Genomic DNA, 20,050 nt, shown 5'->3' with positions numbered 1-20,050 from the left:
TCCTCCTCCGGCCCCGCTGCCGCTCGTCGTCACCACGTCACGCTACCGAACGAAAACGGCCCGGCGAACCGATGTCCCGTCAGGGACACGGTCGCCGGGCCGGTTCGTGCTCAGGACCTGCGCTTGGGACGCTTACCCGCCGGGCGCGAACCCGGCACGGGCGCACCGGCATCCGTCATCCGAGGCTCGGGCATGTCCACCGGCCCCTGCGCCTTCACCCGCGCGGACTCGGCGCGCTCGGCCGCCGCGGCGGTCGCCCGTGCCTTCGCCGACGCGGCGCGCTTCGCCTTCACCTTGCGGGTGTGCTCGGCGACCGGACCCCACTTCTCCTTGATCGACACCAGCAGCGGCACCGCGAAGAAGATCGAGGAGTAGGCGCCGACGATCATGCCGACCAGCTGCACCAACGCCAGGTCCTTCAGCGTGCCGACCCCGAGCAGCCAGACCGCGATCACCAGCATGCCGACGATCGGCAGAATGCCGATGATCGTGGTGTTGATCGACCGCATCAGCGTCTGATTCGCCGCCAGGTTCGCGTATTCGGCGTAGGTGCGGTTGTTACGGTGCAACACGCCGCGCGTGTTCTCCTCGACCTTGTCGAACACCACGACGTTGTCGTAGAGCACGTAACCGAGGATGGTCAGCAGACCGATCACCGCGGCCGGTGTCACCTCGAAGCCGACCAGTGAATAGAGCCCGGCCGTGACGATCAGGTTGAAGAACAGCGAGGCGATCGACGCGAACGCCATATCTCGCTCGAAGCGGATCGCGATGTACACCATGGTCAGCAGGACGAACCAGAACAGCGCCCAACCCGCCTTGTGGGTGATCTGATCACCCCAGGTGGAACTGATCTCGGCGATCGAGATCGCCTTGCGGCTGATGTTGCCCTGCGCGTCCTTCGGGTGGAACGTGTCCACCAGCGCGGTCTGCAGCTTCTGCGACTGCGCGTCGGTCAGCGTGTCCGAACGGACCTCGATCGACGCGGACGTCCCGTTACCGATCTGCTGGGTGGACACCGGCGAATGACCGAGCACCTTCGCGTACTCGTCGGCCACCGACGAGGTGGTCACGCCCGCCGAAACCGGCACCTGGATGCGGGTACCGCCGGCGAAGTCGATCCCGAGGGTGAAACCGCGCACCCCGATGCTCACCACGGCGATCACCACGAACGCGAGACTGATCGCGTAGTACATGCGGCGCTTGGCGACGATCTGGAAACCGCCGGTGCCGGTGTACAACCGCTCGAACAGCCCGTGCTTGGGCCGCTCCACGACGGGGCGGTCGTCCATGCCGGACTCGTCCTCGAGGACGGAACTGGGGTTGGTCATCGTCGGGCCTCCTCGAGGGCCTTGTCGGCGGCCTTGCGTTCCCGCGCGACCTGCTGGACCGCGCCGAGGCCGTTCACCGACGGCTTGGCCCAGAACGGAGAACGAGAGGCGAGCATCATCAGCGGGGCGGTGACCAGGAACAGCACGATCACGTCCAGCACCGTGGTGATACCGAGGGTGAAGGCGAAGCCCTTCACCTGACCGGCGGCCATGATGTACAGCACCGCCGAGGCGATCAAGCTGACCGTCTTACCGGAGAGGTTGGTGCGCTGCGCGCGCTTCCAGCCGCGCGGAACCGCCGAACGGAAGCTGCGGCCCACGCGCATCTCGTCCTTGATGCGTTCGAAGAACACGACGAACGAGTCGGCGGTCATACCGATACCGATGATCAGACCGGCGATACCGGCCAGGTCCAGGGTGAAGTTCATCCACCGACCCAGCAGCACGATGATCCCGTACACCGCGAACCCGGAGGCGATCAGCGACAGACCGGCCAGGAAGCCCAGCATGCGGTAGTAGAGCAGGCAGTACAGCAGCACCGCGATCAGGCCGATACCACCGGCCAGCAGACCCGCGTGCAGCGAGGACAGGCCCAGCGACGCCGAGACCGTCTCCGCCTCGGAGGTGGAGAACGACAGCGGCAGCGAACCGTACTTCAGCTGGTTGGCCAGATCCTTGGCCGCCGCCTGGGTGAACTTGCCGCTGATCTGGGTGTTGCCGGCGTACTGGTTGCCCTGCTGCACGACCGGCGCGCTGACCACCTTGGAGTCCAGGGTGAAGGCCAGCTGCTTCTGCACGTACTTGTTGGTGAGGTCACCCCACGCCTGGCCACCACCGGAGTTGAAGGTCACGTCGACCACCCACTGTGAGTTCTGGGTGTCGAACTGACCGACCGCGTCGGAGATCTGCTGGCCGTCCATCGCGCTCTTGTCGAGCAGGTACACGGTCTGGCCGTCGGTGGAGCAGGTGACCAGCGCCAGCTTCGGGTCGTCGTTACCGGCCAGCGGGTCGGCCTTGCTGCAGTCCATGCTCGACATGGCCGCGGTCAGCGCCTTCGGGTCCGCGTTCTGGCGGACCGCGCGCGCGGCGTCGATCTCCTGCTGCGCCTTCTGCTGCGGGGTCAGGTCGTCGGTCGGCGCGGGCGCCGGAGTCGTGGTCGGTTCGGCGGTCGGCGGGACCTGCTGGTCGGCCGGCGGCACCTCGGCCGGGTTGGCCGGTTCGACCGGCTGGTCGTTGGGCGCCTGCTGCGGGAAGACCCGGTTCTGCGGTGCGCCCTCGGTCGCCGGGGGGACCTCACCCGCGGCCGGCGCCTCGGTCGTCGGGGCGGGGGCGGGCGCCGAGCTGGGCGCCGGGGCCGGGGTCGTGGTGGCCGGTGCGGTCGGCTGACCGGAGGTCGGCGCGTTCTTGCCGGCCGCGGCCGGCTGCGAGGTCACGACCGGGCGCACGTACAGCTTCGCGGTGGAGGCGAGGGCCTTGGCCTGGTCGCCGTCCTGACCCGGCACCGTGATGACCAGGTTGTCACCGTCGATGCGAACCTCGGAGCCCGCGACACCGAGACCGTTGACGCGGGACTCGATGATCTGCTGGGCCTGGTTCAGGCTGTCCTTGCTGGGGCTCTTCCCGTCCGGAGTGCGAGCGGTCAGGGTGACCCGGGTACCACCCTGCAGGTCGATACCGAGCTTGGCGTGCGGCTGATTGCCGCCGGTGAAGAAGACCAGACCGTAGATCAAGGCCAATAGTGCGGCGTAGACGCCGAGCAACCGCAGCGGATGCCCCGTTCCTTTGGAAGGTGGCACAGTCGTTGTCTCCTAGGCGGTGAGGTGGAACATACGGACACGCGTCGGCGCCGGCGTCCGGCCGGGAGGCGGACGGCGGCGCCGGGCGATTCAGTCCTTGGTCGAGCGTGCGGTCAGGTCCTCGGCGGAGTCGGGCACGGTGCCGGCGGTCTCGGTGGCCGCGTCGGTGTCCTCGTCCTCGTCCTCGACATCGGTGGCGTCGGTGGCCGCCGCGGCGTCGCCGGTGCCCGGCTCGACCGCGGTGTCGTCGGCCTGGACGCGCAGGATGGCCGCCTTCTCCCACGTCGTGACGACGTCCTCGGCGATCTCGAGATCGATGGTCTCGTCGTCGACGTCGACCACGGTGCCGTAGAGGCCGGAGGTCGTGACCACGCGGTCACCCACCTGCAGGGCGTCCCGCATGGCGTTGACCTTCTCCATTTCCCGCTTCTGACGGCGGGTGTTGAGGAAAAGCGGCACCATCAGTGCCACCAGCAGCAGCGGAAACAGCAGGGTACCCATGGTCTGATTCGGTCCTAGGTGTGGTTGAAGTGGGCAGTGGACTTGTCGTGCGAGCCGCGCCGAAGTGTCGTGCGCGAGTGCGCCACGGTCCGCCGGACGGCCAGCCTAGTACCCCAGTCTGCCATCTTCTCGCCGACCGCGTGGCACGGCAGGTACCGCATCCACGCGAGCGACCCGTCCACGGTGCCGGGGTGACTCAGCCCACACGGTAGTCGTAGTCGTCCAACGGGAAGTGGGTGGCGTGGCGATGTGTGGTCAGGGTGCTGTTCGGACGCAGCAGCGCGGCCTCGCCGTGCTGGTTGAAGTAGTAGCTGCGCGAGCTCGCGCAGTCGCCGCCGTAGAACACCGAGGACCCCAGTTTGTCGGTGACCTTGTCCAGGAACCGGGCGTTCGCGGCCTCGGTCACCTCGAACACCCGCGCACCGCGACGCCGCATCTCCCCGAACAGCCGGCCCATGTGCTTCATCTGGGCCTCGATGGTAGTGAAGTAGGACAGGCCGCTGTAGGAGTAGGGGCTGTTCAGCGACAGGAAGTTCGGGAACTTCGGCACGGTGATGCCCTCATAGGCCTGGAACCGGTGTTCGCGCCAGAACTTGCCCAGGTCGACACCGTCGCGGCCGATGACCTCGATGGCCGGGAAGTTGACGTCCCACAGGTTGAATCCGGTGGCCAGGACCAGGGTGTCGATCTCGGTCTTGTGGCCGCCGACGGTAACGATCCCGTCGGCCGCCACATGGTCGATCGACCCGGTCTCGAGTCGCACGTGCGGTTCGTTGAAGGTCGCGAAGTAGGTGTTGGAGAAGGTCGGCCGCTTGCAGCCGAAGTCGTAGGTCGGGGTCAGCTTGCGCCGGGTCTCGGGGTCGCGGACCTGGCGGCGCAGGTGGGCGCGAGCCAGCAGTTCGGCGCCCTTGTTACCGAGCTTGAGCTGCTTGTAGTGCAGGACGCCGGTGACCATCAGCAGTTCCAGGGCGCTGGTGTTGACCAGCCGGGCGGCGCGCTGGGTGGCGGGGACCGCGGCGAACAGTGAGCGGACCGCGGCCGGGATCGGCATGTCGACCTTGGGCACCACCCAGATCGGGGTGCGCTGGAAGACGGTCAGCTCGGCGGCCGCGCGGGCCAGTTCGGGGACGAGCTGCACGGCCGTCGCGCCGGTGCCGATGATCGCGACCCGGCGCCCGGTCAGGTTCAGGTCCTGATCCCAGGCGGTGGTGTGCACGATCGTGCCCGCGAAGTCCTCGATGCCGGGGAACGGCGGGGTGTAGGGCTGGGACAGGAATCCGGTCGCGGTGAGCAGGTACCGAGCGGTGAGGGTTTCGCCGCCCTCGATCGAGACCGTCCACAATTCGTTCTCGTCGTCCCAGCGGGCGCCCGACACCGTCGTGCCGAAGCGCATGCGGCGGCGCAGGTCGTAGGTGTCGGCGACGTGGTGGGCGTACTGCTCGAGTTCGTCGCCCGGCGCGAACAGGCGCGACCAGTTCGGGTTCGGTTCGAAGGAGTACGAGTAGGTGACCGAGGCGATGTCCACGGCCAGTCCGGGGTATCGGTTCACGTGCCAGGTGCCGCCCAGGTCGTCCTCGCGCTCGAGGATGACGTAGTCGTGCAGTCCCATCCGGTCCAGCTGGATGCCGGCACCCATGCCGCCGAATCCGGCGCCGACCACCACGGCGTCGTAATGTCCTGCCACGCGACCATCTCCCATACCTGAAGTATTCGAAGTCTCACAGTATCCGAAATGGACGCGCACGGCCAGGGGTGGACGAATCGCCAGACTGTGCCGCCATTTGTTGCAAGAATGGCCGCGTGACTCCCGAGGATGTACGGAACGTCCGGTTCCCCAAAGCTCCCTTCGGACACCGCGGATACGACATCGCCGAAGTGGACGCATTCTGCGAAACCCTCGCCCAGGCCTTCAGCGGGCGCGGGGCCCTCACCACCGCCCATATCCGCCAGCACGCGTTCTCCGCCACCGCCTTCGGACACCGGGGCTACCATCGCGACGACGTCGACGAATTCCTCGACCGCGCCTGCGTCGACCTCGAGTCGGCCCGCCGCGGTGAGAGCCGCCGGCGCACCGGCGGCCGCATCCTCACCCCGGAAGACATTCGGCGCCTTCGGTTCTCGCCGCCGCCGCAGGACCGGCCGGGCTACCCGGCCGACGAGGTCGACGTCTTCCTCGGCCGGGTCGCGGCCACCCTCGCCCACACCGGGCCGGGCGGCCTGACCAGTTCCGAGGTGCGCACCATCGGCTTCTGCACCGCACCCGCGGGCCGCGCGGCCTATCACCGCGACGAGGTCGACGCCTTCGTCGACGTCGTGGTGCGGACCCTGCAGACCGAGGAACGGGCCGTACGCGAACACGCCCGGTCGTAGCACCACAATTCCGTCCGCTCACCCCGCCGCGCCCGCTCCGGTTGCGTAACCTGCTGATACGGACTCGGGGCAGGTGCGCCCGTCCCGGCGCGGTCCGCGGTGCGACGACGAGGTAGGTGGACGGTGCCGGACAACGACAACTGGTGGAACCAGGCAGGCGCCCAGCCGGAAGATACTCCGGCACAGACGGATCCGACCCTGCTGGCCGGACGGCCCGCCGAATCGCCCGCTCTCGCACCGCCGGCCGCGCCCGCCGAGGTTTCGCCGTGGAGCGCTGCGGCCCAGAGTCAATACGCCGCACCGCAATACGGCCAGACCGGTGCGCAACCGGTGTACGGCGGGCAGGGGTCGTACCCGGCCGCCGCGCAGCCCGGATACCCCGGGACCGGAAGCCATCCGGTGGCGCAACCCGGTGTCCCGTACGGATATCCGCACGGCGGCGGAACCAGATATCCGAGCACACCGTTCCCGCTCACGGTCTCGCCGCGGCGCCGCCGCCGCACCGGACCGATCGTGGCGATCGTCGCCGTCGTGGTGCTGCTCGTGGGCGGTGGGATCACCGCGGCCGTCCTCGCGTCCCGGCACCACTCCTCGACCACCGCCGCCGGCACCACGCCGACCACCGCGGCCGCCGTGCCCGGCTACCGGCCGGTCGCCGTGGCGGGCACCGGGATCGGTTATCAGGTGCCGCTCGGTTGGGTTGTGCCGGAAGCGGATTCGGTCACGCTGCACGGAACCGCCGCCACCGTGACCGGTACCGGGAAGTCCTATACCGGTGCCGCGTACTGCCCGGGCTCCGCGTATCGCACCGAGGCGATGGTCGTTCCCGTCACCGGCAGCGACCTCGGCGCGGCGGCGACCGAGATCGCCACGACCGCGGCGCAGGCGCCCGAGGGCTACAGCGACGTCAGCGGCGGCCGGCTCACGCCGCCGACGGCGTTCACCAGTACCGCCGGCATCAGCGGGAAACGGGCGCAGGTGGACGGGTCGTGGGCCCCGAATCCGCCCGGGTGCACAACGACCACCTACAGCGTCTACACCTTCGCGTTCCCCGCGCCGGACGGCAGCGGCTCGCTGGTATTGACCATCCTGTCCGACCGCGGCACGGCCGACGAACTGAGCGCCGACCAGGCCACGAAGATCCTGTCCACGGTCGGGAAATCCTGAGCTGCATCAGATTCGAGACTCGGGCCCGCTGCGCCCTCGGCGTACCCGCAAGCGCGAGCGCGTCTTCCGATACCACCGTGGCCCAAGCCGCCCAGCACGGTCCGACGGCGCGCACCGTCGGGTGCGGTCACCCGGTGGCGTGGGCGGCAGGGCGCCGCGATCTACGTCGTCGATTCAGGTATCCATCCCGATCGGGGGATGTACTCTCACCGCCGTGAAAGGGGATTCGCGGGAGGCGGTCCCACCGGGGAGGGAAGTCCGATGATGGGCAGTGTCGAATCAACCTGTGGTGCACCGCGGTCAGTGGCCAAGCGCGGTCAGCTGCGCTCGGTTCTGATCGCGGCTTCGGCCGTGTTGTGCTTTACCGGTGCTCCGACGGCGGTCGGTAGCGCTGATCCGCTGCCGATTCCGCAGAACGACCCGTTCTACATTCCGCCGTCGGGCTGGGAGTCGCAGGCGCCGGGCACCATTCTGAATTCGCGCCCCGTCGAGGTGGCCTCGATGGGGCCACAAGCGCAGGATGCCGAAGCCTGGCAGTTGCTGTATCGAACGACCGATAACGCCGGTCAGCCCATCACGACCGTGACGACGGTGCTGCGGCCACGAACCGGGCAGGTCAAAGGCCTGATCAGCTATCAGTCTGCCGAAGACTCCTCGTCCCCGCAGTGCGCTCCCTCGTTCACGCTCCGGCAGGGAGCGGTCCCGATGGACCACAAGTACGACGCCTCGCTGGATTTCATCGAGATCGGCCAGATGTTGTCGTCCGGTCACGCGATTTCCGTACCCGACTGGGAGGGAGCGAACTCGGCGCTGTTCACCCCGAATCAGCCGGGTTATACCGCGCTCGACGGAGTGCGCGCAGCCGAGGCTTTCGCGCCGCTCAGCCTGTCGGGGACCGATACTCCGGTTGCTGCGTATGGCTACTCCGGCGGCTCATGGGGCAGCGCTTGGATCGCGCAGGTGCAACCGACCTACGCTCCCGAAGTACGACTGGTCGGTGTTGCGCGGGGCGGTGGAGCGTTCGGTGCGGCAGAGCCCTTGGACATGTACATGAAGTCGCTCGACGGCGGCCCGTTCTCCGGCTTCCTGCTGTCGCTGCTGCCGGGCACGATGCGCGCCGACCCGCGGATAGCGGCGGCTTTCGACACGTATCTGACGCCTGCTGGGAAAGCGTTGATGGCCGCGGGCGGCGCCCAATGCTCGGTGCCGGACGTGGAACAGCATGCGTTCGTGCACATGGACGACTACCTGACGATCCCGTTTTCGCAAGTGTTGGAGCAACTACACGCGTCGTTCGACGAGATCGACGGCATCACGACACCGACCGTGCCGCTGTTCTTCTATCACGCCGTGGACGACGAGATCGTCCACATCGGACCGGTCGACCAGACGGTGGCGGGTTGGTGCGCAACCGGGGCGGCGCCCGTCACCTATACGCGGGACGAACTCAGCGAACACCCCAGTCTCGAAGTCGCCGCGATTCCCGCGGCCCTGCGGTGGATCGATGACCGGCTGGCGGGGCAGCCCGCGCCTGACGGTTGCTCGATCCGTACGGTGCCGTCCATGTCGCTCGGTGGCGCATAGCGCGCGAGTCGGGACTACGGCGTCGAAACCCGCCCTAGACCGCTTGTCCGGGGCTGCCCTGCGTCTCGTGCCCGCGCACGTCGATGGAACCGAACACCAGGTCCGGCGGTGGTACCAGGCCCAGATGCTCCCAGGCGGTCGCGGTCGCGACCCGGCCGCGCGGGGTGCGCGCGACCAATCCCGCCCGCACCAGGAACGGCTCGCACACCTCCTCGACGGTGGTGGCCTCCTCACCGACGGCGACCGCCAGGGTCGAAACACCCACCGGCCCACCGCCGAAGCCGCGGACCAGCGCACCCAGCACCGCGCGGTCGAGGCGGTCCAGGCCGCGGTCGTCGACGTCGTAGACCGACAGCGCGGCCCGCGCCACCGCGCGGGTGACCACGCCGTCGGCCCGCACCTCGGCGTAGTCGCGGACCCGGCGCAGCAGCCGGTTGGCGATCCGCGGCGTGCCCCGCGAGCGGCCGGCGATCTCGGTGGCCGCGTCGGATTCGATGCGGATACCCAGGATTCGCGCCGACCGCTCCAGGATCTGTTGCAGCTCTACGGGTTCGTAGAAGTCCATGTGACCGGTGAAGCCGAACCGGTCGCGCAGCGGGCCGGTCAGCGCGCCGGATCGGGTGGTGGCGCCGACCAGGGTGAACGGGGCGATATCGAGCGGAATCGACGTGGCGCCGGGACCTTTCCCGACCACGACGTCGACGCGGAAGTCCTCCATCGCCAGGTAGAGCATCTCCTCGGCCGGGCGGGCCATGCGATGGATCTCGTCGATGAACAGGACGTCGCCCTCGACCAGATTGCTCAGCATGGCGGCCAGGTCACCGGCGCGCTCCAGTGCCGGCCCGGAGGTGATGCGCAGCGCGGACCCGAGCTCACCGGCGATGATCATCGCCATACTGGTCTTACCCAATCCCGGTGGGCCGGACAGCAATACGTGATCGGGGGTGGCCCCGCGCTGCAGCGCGCCGCGCAGTACCAGCTGGAGCTGCTCGCGCACCCGGGGCTGGCCGATGAAGTCCGCCAGCGACTTCGGGCGCAGTCCGGCCTCGATATCTCCGTCGGACTCGACATACTCTGGCGTGACCGGGGATTCGGGGTCGAACAGCCCGGAATCGGCGGCGGAATCGGAATCGAACATGCGGGGCTACCGGTTCTTCCCCAGCAGCCCCAGGGCCGCGCGCAGCGCCTGCGAGGTATCCAGCTCGGGACGCTCGCTCAGCACCGACTCCACCGCCGCCTCGGCCTGTTTCAGCGGGAAACCCAGCCCGGTCAGCGCCTCGGCGACCTGGTCGCGCACCGGCGTCTGCACGGCCGGACCCGATCCCGGCGGTCCGTCCTGCACCGCAACCAGATCCACCTTGTCGCGCAGCTCCACCACCATCCGCTCCGCCCCGCGCTTGCCGATCCCGGGGACGCGGGTCAGGGCCGCGATATTGCTCTCCGCCAAGGCTTTCCGCAGCGCCTCCGGTTCCAGGACGGCCAGGACCGCCATCGCCAGCCGTGGTCCCACCCCCGACACGGTCTGCAACAGCCCGAACAGTTCCCGCGCCTCGGTGTCGGCGAAACCATAGAGCGTCATCGAGTCCTCGCGCACGATCATGGTCGCGTAGAGCCGCGCCTCGGCGCCGCGGGTCAGCGTGGCGAGCGTGGCCGGGGTCGCGTTGAGCCGGTACCCGACTCCCGCGGCTTCCAGAACCGCGTGGTCGAGCCCGATCTCGAGAACCTCACCGCGTACCGACGCGATCACCGCGACACCGCCTTTCGTTGCTGAGCCAATCGTTCGGCGTAGCGACGCCGAGCCTGCGCCGCGAGTTCTTCGGCCTTCGCCATCCGGTCCAGCATCGGCGCCCGCCAGCAATGGCAGATGGCGAGGGCCAGCGCGTCGGCGGCGTCGGCCGGTTTCGGGGCGACGGCGAGACCGAGGATACGGGTCACCATAGCGGTGACCTGAGCCTTGTCCGCGGTGCCGTTCCCCGTCACCGCGGCCTTCACCTGACTGGGCGTGTGGAAGGCGACCGGGATACCGCGGCGGGCGGCGGCCAGCGCGATCACGCCGCCGGCCTGCGCGGTGGCCATCGCGGTCCGCACATTGTGCTGGGAGAACACCCGTTCCACGGCGACGACCTCGGGCCGGTACTTGTCCAGCCACGCCTCGGCGCCGTCGGCCACGACCAGCAACCGCTGCGCCAGCTCCCATTCCGGCGGCGTGCGAACGACATCCACCGCCACCGGTGTCACCTTCCGCCCGGACCCCCCGTCGACGATGCTCAGCCCGCACCGGGTCAGCCCCGGGTCCACACCCATGACCCGCACGAGACACCCTCCCGATCGGCGAACAATTGTTCGAAGTCTAACCGACAACCGGCGCCCCGCCGGCGATCGACACCGGACGCCGAGATCGAGAGGATCGGTGGCGCGCATGTAGGGGCGAGACGAATGTCCCCCGCCCGGACCCGCTTTGGTGGAATTCGGTTGGCACGGGTTCGCCGCGCTCGCGCGGCCGCCCGGGTTCGCACGTGCGGCGCCGATATTCCCTGGTGCCCGATCTGCAGCGACCGGATTTTCGTCGTCGATCCGCTGCCTGGCGTGTAAGTTTTCAACACACGGGAGCCGGGAGTCTCGGCTGGAGTGCGCGCGAAGGAGGCACGTCGTGCGAGGCGTCTATTTCGAGGCCGATCGCCGCCGGGAGACGCTGCGCACCAATCTGTGGTTCGTGCCGATGCTCGAGGTCGTGGCGGCGGTCGTGCTGTTCCTGCTGACCGTCGCCTTCGATCACGCGGCCTATCGCGGCCAGTTCTCGATGCCGAACTGGGTGATCACCGGTTCCCCCGATACCGCCCGGCAGGTGCTGACCACCATCGCGGTCGCCATCATCACCGTCGTCGGCGTGGTCTTCTCCATCACGGTCGTGGCGCTCACGCTGGCGTCCACCCAGTTCGGTCCGCGCATGCTGCGCAACTTCATTCGCGACCGTGGCACCCAGGTCACCCTGGGTACCTTCGTGGCCACGTTCGTGTACGCGGTGCTCGCGCTGGTGGTCACCGGCCCGGAATTCGTGCCGCACCTCTGCACCACGGTGTCGATCGCCTCCTTGGTGGCCGACCTGGGTGTCCTGATCTACTTCATCAACCACATCGCCACCCAGATCCAGTTGCCGAACGTCATCGCGGATATCGCGCGGGAGGTCGGCATCGCGATCGAGGCCAATACCGACCACACCCGGACCGGCAACGTGGCCGGGCCGTCCGCATCCGAGCTGCTCGCACTGCTCGACACCGAGGGTGGCCCGGTCCGCACCACCAGCAGTGGCTACCTGCAATACATCCGCTACGAGCAGCTGGTGCGGCTGGCCGCCGAATACGACGCGGTGGTCCATCTGCCATATCGGCCCGGGCATTTCCTCACCGAGGGCCAGGTGGTGGCGACCGTCTGGCCGCCGGAGGCGGTGTCGCAGATCGCGGCGACGTTCGCGCGCGGCCACGTCACCGGCGCCACCCGCACGCTGGTGCAGGACGTGTCGTTCGGCGTCGACCAGATCGTCGAGATCGCCCTGCGCGCCCTGTCCGCCGCCATCAACGATGTGTTCACCGCACTGACCTGCATCGACTGGCTCGGTGACTGTCTGGGCCGGATCGCGGGCTCCTGGCAGCCCGAGCAGGTCCGCCGCGGTCGCGACGGCCGGATCCGGGTGATCGCCGCGCAGGTCAGCTACGACCGGCTGGTGCAACGTGCGTTCGAGAAGATCCGCCAGGCCGCCGCCGGACAACCGGCAGTGATGATCCGGGAACTCGACGCCCTGACCCAGATCGCCGACCGGGCCACCGATCCGGCGCGGCTGCGGGTCGTGCACGAGCAGGCCACCATGATCGAGCGGCAGATCGAGCTGATCCCGGAGGAAGCCGACCGCGCCGATGTCCGGCGGCGCTGTCAGGCCCTCTACACCGAGCTGGAGGCACGCCGGCGGCCACTGGGCCATCAGGGTGTCTGAGAAGCCGTCGCCGCGACTCGGAGTGTGCTCACAGCGAACCTCGAGGTAGCCGGGAAACAATGACGCCCGTGTTTCCTGCGCCGATGGATGTGCCGACCTCGCCGGTACCGACACCGACTTCCGCTGCGACGCCCGCCGCGGTGGCTCCCCCGCCCCCGCCGGCGATGCCGGAGTCGAATCCGCACCCGTACGGGAATTTCCGTCACGGAATCTCGCTGCTGCACGGCTGGCTGCCGCAGACCATCGAACTGATCGCGGTAGCGCTGCTGGTGCTGGCCGTGGTGCGCGTCGTCCGGCCGTTCCCGCCGAGGCGCGGCCAGGGGCCGCTCGGCCGAATGCTCGGATTCGCCGCCGCACCACAGGCGACCACCGCAGGACAGGACGCCGCCCCGCAGGCCACGGTGACTACGCAGGTCAGCGGCGACACCACCGTCACCACTGACGATGCGACCGCGGAGGCCGCAGCGGGCGCTGCCACAGCCTCGGCCGATGCCGCCGAGTCAGCGGCCACGACCACCGTCGCCGCAGTCCCGGACTCCGTGGGTGCGGATCCCGCCTCGACCGCCGTTGCCGCCCGCCCGGACTCCGTCGGTGCGGATGCCGCCTCGACCGCCGTTGCCCGCAGTCCGCTCTTCGCCTTCGACCGCGGCTGGTGGCTGATCCGCTTCCCCATCTGCGTAATCCTCGGTGTCGCAGCCGCATTCGCGGCTCGGCAGTACATGGCTGACGAGGGCCTGGCCTCCGACCCGGCGCCGGTACTGCTCTGGGTGTGTGTCGGCGGCACGGCCGCGGCGATTGCGGTGGCCGTCGTCGGCTGGCCGCGGACCCGGTGGTGGCACCGCCTCGCCGCCGTGCTGGCGATTCCGCTGACCGCGGCCAGTTCGCTGGTGGTGCTGAACCAATGGGTCGGCTACTACCCCACCTGGCAGGCGGCGTGGAGCGCGTTCACCGCGGGCCCACTGCCGCACCAGACCGACATGGCCCAGCTGGCCGGTATGCGCGACACCGACCCAGCGACCGGTGTGATCGTCCCGGTCGACATTCCCGACGACGCCAGCGGTTTCAAGCACCGCACCGAATACGTGTACCTGCCCCCGGCCTACTTCCACGGCGCGACGGCACCGACGCTGCCGGTGGTGATGATGATCGCCGGTGAGTTCAACACCCCCGCCGACTGGGTCCGCAGCGGTCAGATCATGCCGGTGATCGACAAGTTCACCCGGGCGAACAACGGCCAGGCCCCGATCCTGGTCTTCCCCGACTCCAGCGGTTCGTTCAACAACGACACCGAGTGTGTCGACGGCCCGCGTGGCCGGGCCGCCGCACATCTGACCGACGATGTTGTGCCGTATGTGGAGTCGACGTTCAACGCCGCGAAGGATCCGGCGCACTGGGCGGTGATCGGCTGGTCGATGGGCGGCACCTGCGCGGTCGATCTGACCGTCATGCACCCGGAACTGTTCCACACCTTCGTCGACATCGCCGGCGACCTGGGTCCGGCGTCGGGCACGAAGGAGCAGACGATCCGGCGGCTCTACGGCGGCGACGCGGCGAAATGGGCGGCCTTCGACCCGCAGACCGTGATGGCCGCGCACGGTCTCTACACCGGCGTGACCGGCCTGTTCGACGACCTCACCCCGCCGAAGGTACCGGCCGGCACGCGAGTCCCGGGCGTGCAGACCGCGCCCGACGGCACCGTCACCGGCTTCGACCCGGACGCCTACGCCGCCGGTCAGGCCGACGGACCCAAGGCCTCCGGGAACGACGCACCCCAGCCCGGTCCCGGTACGCCGAACCCCGGCGCCGACCTGCCCCGGATGCCGCAGGGCTTCCGCCTGCCGAAGGTGCCGGAGAGCCAGGTCGGCATAGGTGGCCAGGACGGAAACGGTTTCGACACCGGCGAATTCGGCGCCGCCGAGAAACTGTGCACCGAAGGCCGGGCGGTCGGCATCGACTGCACCGTGCACACCAGCAAGGGCGGTCACACCTGGCAGTTCGCGGCCGCGGCGTTCGGTTCCGCGTTCCCGTGGGTGGTGGCGAGCGTGGGACTGCCGGTACCGGCGAACTGACACCCGGCCGGGATCACCGCGCTCGCATCGCCGGGCGGTCGCGGTGATCCCACGCCACCAGCAGATCCGGCTCCTCGGCCTGGTCGTGACCGTGGCGCAGCAGTGCCTCGACGGTGAACTCCTCGTCCGGCACGACGATGCGCCGCAGCGCCGCAGCGGACATCCGCAGTTCGACGGTCAGGTCGAACCCCAGCCCGCGACCGAGCAGCATCGGGCCGGCGACGAACACGATCAGGTCCGCGGCCGCGGATCGCGGTGCGGCCCTTGCCGACCGGTCGGCCGCCTCGTCCCACAGCGCCGGCAGCCAGCGGCCGTGCGCCCGCAACGCTTGCAGCACTTCACGATCCAGTCCCGCGTAGTCGAACCAGGCGGTGCGGTAGGAATATTCGTCGCGGCCGAATTCCAGGCGCAGCGAGGCGGGCCGCACGTAGTCGTGCAGCGACACCACCGCGGCGGGCCGCCCCGCGTCGCGCAGCAGCTGCGCCACCGATTCCGCGAATCGCACCGGATCGGCGGCGTCGGCCCCGCTCACCGCGACGGCGAGCCGTCCCGGACGGGCGGCGAGTCGGTCGGCGACGGTTCGCCGCAGCGCTTCCGGCGAGATCGGTGTGAAGACGGGCACTGGTCCATGTTCGCTCGAGCGCGATCATCTAGCCTGGGCCGGTGGCTACCATCGAAGAGGCCCTCGAGATCGAGCGCATCGAACGTGACATCTTCCGCGGCGCCAAGGTGCAGAGCCAGCTGCCCCGCACGTTCGGCGGCCAGGTCGCCGGCCAGGCGCTGGTCTCGGCTGTGCGGACCGTCGATCCGAAGTTCCAGGTGCATTCGCTGCACGGCTACTTCCTGCGTCCCGGCAATCCGGAACACCCGACCGTCTACCAGGTCGACCGGATCCGCGACGGCCGTTCCTTCGTGACCCGGCGGGTCACCGGAATCCAGAACGGCGAAGCCATCTTCACCATGTCCGCCTCCTTCCACATCGGCGACACCGGACCCGAACACCAGGACGAGATGCCCGTGGTCCCGCCGCCGGAGTCGATCGCCGACCCGACCGCGGCGCTGTCGGCCGAGCGGCTCTGGATGATGCGCGAGTGGGAGAACTGGGACATCCGAGTGCTGCCGCAGGAGGAGGTCACCCACCGTCCGGGCCTGGCGTCCCAGCAGCAGGTCTGGTTCAAGTACAAGCATCCGCTGCCCGACAACCCGATCGTGCACGTCTGCACGCTCGCCTACATGAGCGATATGACGCTGCTCGGCTCGTCGAAGGTGCTGCACCGCGACGAGCCGACCCAGAACGCGTCGCTCGACCACGCCATGTGGTTCCTGCGCCCGTTCCGGGCCGACGAATGGCTGCTCTACGACCAGTTCTCGCCGTCGGCCCACCACGGCCGCGGCCTGACCGCGGGCCGCATCTTCGACCTGAAGGGCAACCTGGTCGCCTCGGTGGTGCAGGAGGGCCTGATCCGGGACGTGCGCCCGGGCACACCCCCGGGCCCCGACGCCTGATCGGTACCGCCCCGTCCGGCCGGACACCGGACGATCGATATCCGTGCCGCGATGTGGGCCGCAGCGGCTGCCCGGCCCCGCGCGCTGCGGAATCCGCTCAGCTCCGGCGAGCCTGGATCCGGCCCGGCTGCGATTGCGGCGCCACCTGTACCCGCAGATGGCACACCACCGTGTCGGGCAGCTTGCGCAGCGTGCGTTCCAGCTCGTCGCTGCGGTGACTCGGCAGCACCCGGTGCCAGCCGCCGGGCGGTTCGACTTCGGCGATCAGCACCACCTTGCGCCGGCCGTCGAAGTTGTCCCGGACGAACCGCGCCACCGGGCCGCCGACGGTGCAGTCACCAGCGTCGATGAGTTCCAGCGGCACCTCGGGGTGCCAGGCCTCCCACGCCTTGGTGAACACGGTCGTGTTCTCGCCGGGCAGGCCCACGTGCACCGCGACCACGTCGTGGCCCAGCGACATCGCCGCCGACAGCGCCTCCCGCGACAGTTCCGATACCTCCGACACCGGCACCACGATCACGGTCCCGGTGGCCTGCGGCGGCGCGGGCATACAGCCGGCGCCGCGGCAGCCCTCCATCGAGTGGTAGACGACCCGGATCCGTTCCATGCCGGCCACCAGCAGCGGCAACACCACCGCCACCACCCAGGCGCCGTCGCTGAACTTCATGGCCGTGGTGACGACCGCGGCCACGAACGTCAGCACGGCGCCGAACGCGTTGAGCGCCAGCCGCCAGTCGCGGCAGCCGGCCAGCAGCCAGTGCCGGACCATGCCGGCCTGCGCGATGGTGAAGCCGACGAACACCCCGATGGCGAACAGCGGCACCAGGGCGTTCATGTTCCCGCCCGCGCCGACCAGCAGCACGGCCGATGAAATGCCCAGGGCCAGAACACCGTAGCGATACACCTGCCGCGGCGAGGTGACCGCGAACCGGTGCGGCAGGCAATTGTCGTCGGCGAGGATCTTGGTCAGGGTGGGCAGGCCGCCGTAGGAGGTGTTGGCGGCCATGGCCAGCAGCAGCACGGTCGCGAATTGCACCACGTAGTACAGCAATCCGTGACCGAGCGCGGCCTCGGTGAGCTGGGAGAGCACGGTGGTGCCTTCGACCGGGCGCACGGCGAACTTGCCGATCAGGGTCGCCAGCCCGATCAGCATGACGCCCAGCACCACCCCGAGCACGACCTCGGCGCGCTGCGCCCGCCGCACCGCCGGCGCCTTGAAACTGGGCACCGCGTTCGCGATCGCCTCCACACCGGTCAGCGCCGCACAGCCGCTGGAGAAGGCCTTGAGCAGCAACAGGATTCCGATTGTGCGACCGTGCGCGCCGATCACCGCGCCGGTCTCGACGGCGGCGGGCGTCCCGCGCAGCAACCCGGCCACGATCACCAGCAGGATGCCGCCGACGAACACCACCGTCGGAATCATGAAGGCGCGGGCGCTCTCCCGGATCCCGGCGAGGTTCAGCGCCGTGACGCCGACCAGCACCGCCAGGCAGATCCACAGCGTGTACGGCAGCAGGTCCGGGACCGCCGAGGTCAGGGCCGCCACTCCGGCGGCGATGGACACCGCCACATTGAGTACGTAGTCCACGATCAGCGCGGCGGCCGCCACGAGGCTGGTCCGCCGGCCCAGATACTTGCTCGCCACGGCGTAGGCGCCGCCGCCCTCGGGGAAGGTGGCGATCACCTGCCGGTAGGAGGCGGTCAACACGGTCAGCAGCACGACGATGGCCAGGGTCACCGGCAACGTCATGCCGAGTCCGGCACTCCCGGCCGCGGCCAGAACCAGCACGATTGCCTCGGGTCCATAGGCGACGGAGGCCATCGCGTCCAGCGACAGTCCGGCTAGCCCGGTGGCGACGGTGAGCCCACGGTGCGTGCCGCCGGCGGATACGCCGGCGGGCTTGCCCGTGCCTGAAACGACTTCGGTCACTCGGGCGAGTGTTCCCTTCCGCGCGCGAAGTTGAAACCCTGGGGTCGATTTTTTGACGGCCCAGTGACAGGAGACACACAGTTTCCGTTCGCTCGAGCCCTGGACCAGTAGCGATAGCGATACCCGGCCACCTGGCGTGTATGGGACCCCCGACGGTGAGCGTCCGCTCAGCGGTAACACCCGTTCCGCCCGGCCACGGCTTCCGGTGCGGCCGAGGGCCCGCCGTATGCTCGTCGGGTGAAACCGACGATCGGCGTGCTCGCACTGCAAGGTGACGTGCGCGAACATTTCGACGCCCTGACCGTGTGCGGAGCGAACCCGGTGACGGTGCGCCGGGAAGCCGAACTCGCGACGGTCGACGGCCTGGTCCTGCCCGGCGGGGAATCCACCACCATCAGCAAACTGCTCGAGGTGTTCGGCCTGTTGGAACCGCTGCGCGCGCGGCTGAAGGACGGGATGCCGGCCTACGGTTCCTGCGCCGGCATGATCCTGCTGGCGAGCGAGGTGCTCGACACCCGGCCCGATATGCAGGCGCTGCACGGTATCGATATGACGGTGCGCCGCAACGCTTTCGGCCGTCAGGTCGATTCGTTCGAGACCGATCTGGAGTTCGCGGGCCTGGACGAGCCGCTGCGCGCGGTGTTCATCCGCGCCCCCTGGGTCGAGCACGCCGGGCCCGGTGCCCAGGTGCTGGCGCGGGTGCCGGCGGGCCCCGCGGCCGGGCGAATCGTCGCGATCCGGGAGGGCAACGTGCTCGCGACCTCGTTCCACCCCGAGGTGACCGGGGACCTGCGGGTCCACCGGATGTTCGTGGACCTGGTGCGCGAACAGGTCGCATCCCGCCCGTAGGTAGACTGGCGTAATTGCCTGCCCGACCCCGAGCGAAGGAAGTAGGGAATGAGCGGCCACTCCAAATGGGCCACCACCAAGCACAAGAAGGCCAACATCGATGCCAAGCGCGGCAAGCTCTTCGCCAAGCTGATCAAGAACATCGAGGTCGCGGCGCGTACCGGTGGCGGTGACCCTGGCGGAAACCCGACGCTTTACGACGCCATCCAGAAGGCGAAGAAGAACTCGGTCCCCAACGACAACGTCGAGCGGGCCCGTCGCCGTGGCGCCGGTGAGGAAGCCGGTGGTGCCGACTGGCAGACCATCATGTACGAGGGCTACGGCCCCAACGGCGTCGCCGTGCTGATCGAGTGCCTCTCCGACAACCGCAACCGCGCCGCCGGTGAGGTGCGCGTGGCCATGACCCGCAACGGCGGCAACATGGCCGACCCGGGTTCGGTGTCGTACCTGTTCAGCCGCAAGGGCGTGGTCACGCTCGAGAAGAACGGCCGCACCGAGGACGACATCCTCGAGATCGTGCTGGACGCCGGTGCCGAGGAGGTCAACGACCTCGGCGACTCGTTCGAGATCATCAGCGAGCCGGGTGACCTGCTGCAGGTCCGTACCGCGCTGCAGGAGGCGGGGGTCGACTACGACTCCGCCGAGTCCGGTTTCCAGCCGGCCACCAGCGTCGCGGTGGACGTCGAGGGCGCCCGCAAGGTGTTCAAGCTGGTCGACGCGCTCGAGGACTCCGACGACGTGCAGAACGTCTACACCAACGTGGACATCTCCGACGAGGTGATGGCTCAGCTCGACGACTGAGCCCCGCGGTTCCGCTCGAAGGCCACCCACGCGGCACGCCGCGTCGGGTGGCCTTCGGCTTTGTGCCGCATACCCGGTGTTCGAAGCCGCGGTGCGGCGACGTCGGCCGAGTGCGCTTGCCGCGGGCGGGGTGTCACGGTCCGCCGCCCCGGGCGGCG

The 20,050-nt window shown here is 69.3% G+C and carries 17 protein-coding genes; 8 read left to right on the top strand and 9 right to left on the bottom strand.

Annotated elements, in window-relative coordinates; translation table 11 throughout:
* Positions 1–110: 110 nt before the first annotated feature.
* From secF to EBN03_RS21240, 4 genes are all read right to left on the bottom strand, one after another.
* A complete protein-coding gene (secF, locus tag EBN03_RS21255; RefSeq protein WP_122189837.1) occupies positions 111–1,331 on the bottom strand; it encodes a protein translocase subunit SecF in 1,221 nt (406 codons plus the stop codon).
* Positions 1,328–3,127, bottom strand: coding sequence for a protein translocase subunit SecD (secD, locus tag EBN03_RS21250; protein WP_122189836.1), 1,800 nt, complete (start codon positions 3,125–3,127; stop codon positions 1,328–1,330). The genes secF and secD overlap by 4 nt, the downstream gene beginning before the upstream one ends.
* 90 nt (positions 3,128–3,217) lie before the next feature.
* Positions 3,218–3,628, bottom strand: a complete 411-nt coding sequence (gene yajC / locus EBN03_RS21245; RefSeq protein WP_122189835.1) for a preprotein translocase subunit YajC — start codon at positions 3,626–3,628, stop codon at positions 3,218–3,220.
* A gap of 196 nt (positions 3,629–3,824) precedes the next feature.
* Positions 3,825–5,327 carry a flavin-containing monooxygenase gene (locus EBN03_RS21240; RefSeq protein ID WP_233608509.1) on the bottom strand — a complete coding sequence of 501 codons (1,503 nt, stop codon included), beginning with the start codon at positions 5,325–5,327 and terminating at the stop codon, positions 3,825–3,827.
* Positions 5,328–5,428: 101 nt separating this feature from the next.
* On the opposite strand from EBN03_RS21240, the gene EBN03_RS21235 reads away from it, so the two are divergent.
* The 3 genes from EBN03_RS21235 to EBN03_RS21225 all read left to right on the top strand — a co-directional run bounded on the left by EBN03_RS21235 (position 5,429) and on the right by EBN03_RS21225 (position 8,749).
* Positions 5,429–5,998 carry a DivIVA domain-containing protein gene (locus EBN03_RS21235; protein ID WP_122189833.1) on the top strand — a complete coding sequence of 190 codons (570 nt, stop codon included), beginning with the start codon at positions 5,429–5,431 and terminating at the stop codon, positions 5,996–5,998.
* A gap of 123 nt (positions 5,999–6,121) precedes the next feature.
* Entirely contained in the window at positions 6,122–7,165 is a 1,044-nt protein-coding gene (locus EBN03_RS21230; RefSeq protein WP_122189832.1) for a hypothetical protein, read from the top strand.
* A gap of 261 nt (positions 7,166–7,426) precedes the next feature.
* Positions 7,427–8,749 (top strand): lipase family protein, encoded by a 1,323-nt coding sequence (locus EBN03_RS21225; RefSeq protein ID WP_233608508.1) that lies wholly within the window; start codon positions 7,427–7,429, stop codon positions 8,747–8,749.
* 34 nt (positions 8,750–8,783) lie between these two features.
* Here the strand turns inward: EBN03_RS21225 and ruvB are convergent, their stop codons facing one another.
* From ruvB to ruvC, 3 genes are read right to left on the bottom strand one after another with little or no spacing between them, the layout of a single operon-like run.
* Positions 8,784–9,887 (bottom strand): Holliday junction branch migration DNA helicase RuvB, encoded by a 1,104-nt coding sequence (ruvB, locus tag EBN03_RS21220; protein ID WP_122189831.1) that lies wholly within the window; start codon positions 9,885–9,887, stop codon positions 8,784–8,786.
* A 6-nt stretch (positions 9,888–9,893) separates the two neighbouring features.
* Positions 9,894–10,496, bottom strand: a complete 603-nt coding sequence (gene ruvA / locus EBN03_RS21215) for a Holliday junction branch migration protein RuvA (RefSeq protein WP_122189830.1) — start codon at positions 10,494–10,496, stop codon at positions 9,894–9,896.
* Positions 10,493–11,062, bottom strand: coding sequence for a crossover junction endodeoxyribonuclease RuvC (ruvC, locus tag EBN03_RS21210; protein WP_122189829.1), 570 nt, complete (start codon positions 11,060–11,062; stop codon positions 10,493–10,495). The genes ruvA and ruvC overlap by 4 nt, the downstream gene beginning before the upstream one ends.
* 337 nt (positions 11,063–11,399) lie before the next feature.
* On the opposite strand from ruvC, the gene EBN03_RS21205 reads away from it, so the two are divergent.
* Together EBN03_RS21205 and EBN03_RS35700 are read left to right on the top strand one after the other, a co-directional pair.
* Positions 11,400–12,737, top strand: a complete 1,338-nt coding sequence (locus tag EBN03_RS21205) for a DUF2254 domain-containing protein (protein WP_122189828.1) — start codon at positions 11,400–11,402, stop codon at positions 12,735–12,737.
* 83 nt (positions 12,738–12,820) lie between these two features.
* Positions 12,821–14,806, top strand: coding sequence for an alpha/beta hydrolase-fold protein (locus tag EBN03_RS35700; RefSeq protein WP_233608507.1), 1,986 nt, complete (start codon positions 12,821–12,823; stop codon positions 14,804–14,806).
* A gap of 13 nt (positions 14,807–14,819) precedes the next feature.
* Here EBN03_RS35700 and EBN03_RS21190 read toward each other — a convergent pair whose 3' ends face one another.
* Positions 14,820–15,428, bottom strand: a complete 609-nt coding sequence (locus tag EBN03_RS21190; RefSeq protein WP_122189827.1) for a nucleoside/nucleotide kinase family protein — start codon at positions 15,426–15,428, stop codon at positions 14,820–14,822.
* 41 nt (positions 15,429–15,469) lie between these two features.
* Between EBN03_RS21190 and EBN03_RS21185 the strand changes: the two genes are divergently transcribed.
* A complete protein-coding gene (locus EBN03_RS21185) occupies positions 15,470–16,312 on the top strand; it encodes an acyl-CoA thioesterase (RefSeq protein WP_122189826.1) in 843 nt (280 codons plus the stop codon).
* Between the two features lie 97 nt (positions 16,313–16,409).
* Here the strand turns inward: EBN03_RS21185 and EBN03_RS21180 are convergent, their stop codons facing one another.
* Complete coding sequence (locus EBN03_RS21180) at positions 16,410–18,242, bottom strand: APC family permease (protein WP_233608506.1); 1,833 nt, start codon at positions 18,240–18,242, stop codon at positions 16,410–16,412.
* Positions 18,243–18,479: 237 nt separating this feature from the next.
* Here EBN03_RS21180 and pdxT point away from each other — a divergent pair, with 237 nt between their 5' ends.
* Both pdxT and EBN03_RS21170 read left to right on the top strand, forming a co-directional pair.
* Positions 18,480–19,091: a pyridoxal 5'-phosphate synthase glutaminase subunit PdxT gene (gene pdxT / locus EBN03_RS21175; protein WP_122189825.1), complete on the top strand. Its 612-nt coding sequence runs from the start codon at positions 18,480–18,482 to the stop codon at positions 19,089–19,091.
* A 48-nt stretch (positions 19,092–19,139) separates the two neighbouring features.
* The gene (locus EBN03_RS21170) at positions 19,140–19,892 is read left to right on the top strand and encodes a YebC/PmpR family DNA-binding transcriptional regulator (protein WP_122189824.1); all 753 of its coding nucleotides are present in this window, start codon (positions 19,140–19,142) and stop codon (positions 19,890–19,892) included.
* The last annotated feature ends 158 nt before the right edge of the window (positions 19,893–20,050 follow it).

The sequence above is a fragment of the Nocardia stercoris genome, from assembly GCF_003696265.1.
Taxonomy (GTDB): domain Bacteria; phylum Actinomycetota; class Actinomycetes; order Mycobacteriales; family Mycobacteriaceae; genus Nocardia; species Nocardia stercoris.
The sequence above is the reverse complement of the archived record's forward strand: the minus strand, read 5'-3'. Positions and strand labels throughout refer to the sequence as shown.

Excerpts from the sequence above, each read along its gene's own strand:
- ruvB (WP_122189831.1), bottom strand. The coding sequence starts at position 9,887 with ATGTTCGATTCCGATTCCGCCGCCGATTCCGGGCTGTTCGACCCCGAA.
- EBN03_RS21225 (WP_233608508.1), top strand. The coding sequence starts at position 7,427 with ATGATGGGCAGTGTCGAATCAACCTGTGGTGCACCGCGGTCAGTGGCC.
- EBN03_RS35700 (WP_233608507.1), top strand. The coding sequence starts at position 12,821 with ATGGATGTGCCGACCTCGCCGGTACCGACACCGACTTCCGCTGCGACG.
- EBN03_RS21240 (WP_233608509.1), bottom strand. The coding sequence starts at position 5,327 with ATGGGAGATGGTCGCGTGGCAGGACATTACGACGCCGTGGTGGTCGGC.
- secF (WP_122189837.1), bottom strand. The coding sequence starts at position 1,331 with ATGACCAACCCCAGTTCCGTCCTCGAGGACGAGTCCGGCATGGACGAC.
- EBN03_RS21170 (WP_122189824.1), top strand. The coding sequence starts at position 19,140 with ATGAGCGGCCACTCCAAATGGGCCACCACCAAGCACAAGAAGGCCAAC.
- yajC (WP_122189835.1), bottom strand. The coding sequence starts at position 3,628 with ATGGGTACCCTGCTGTTTCCGCTGCTGCTGGTGGCACTGATGGTGCCG.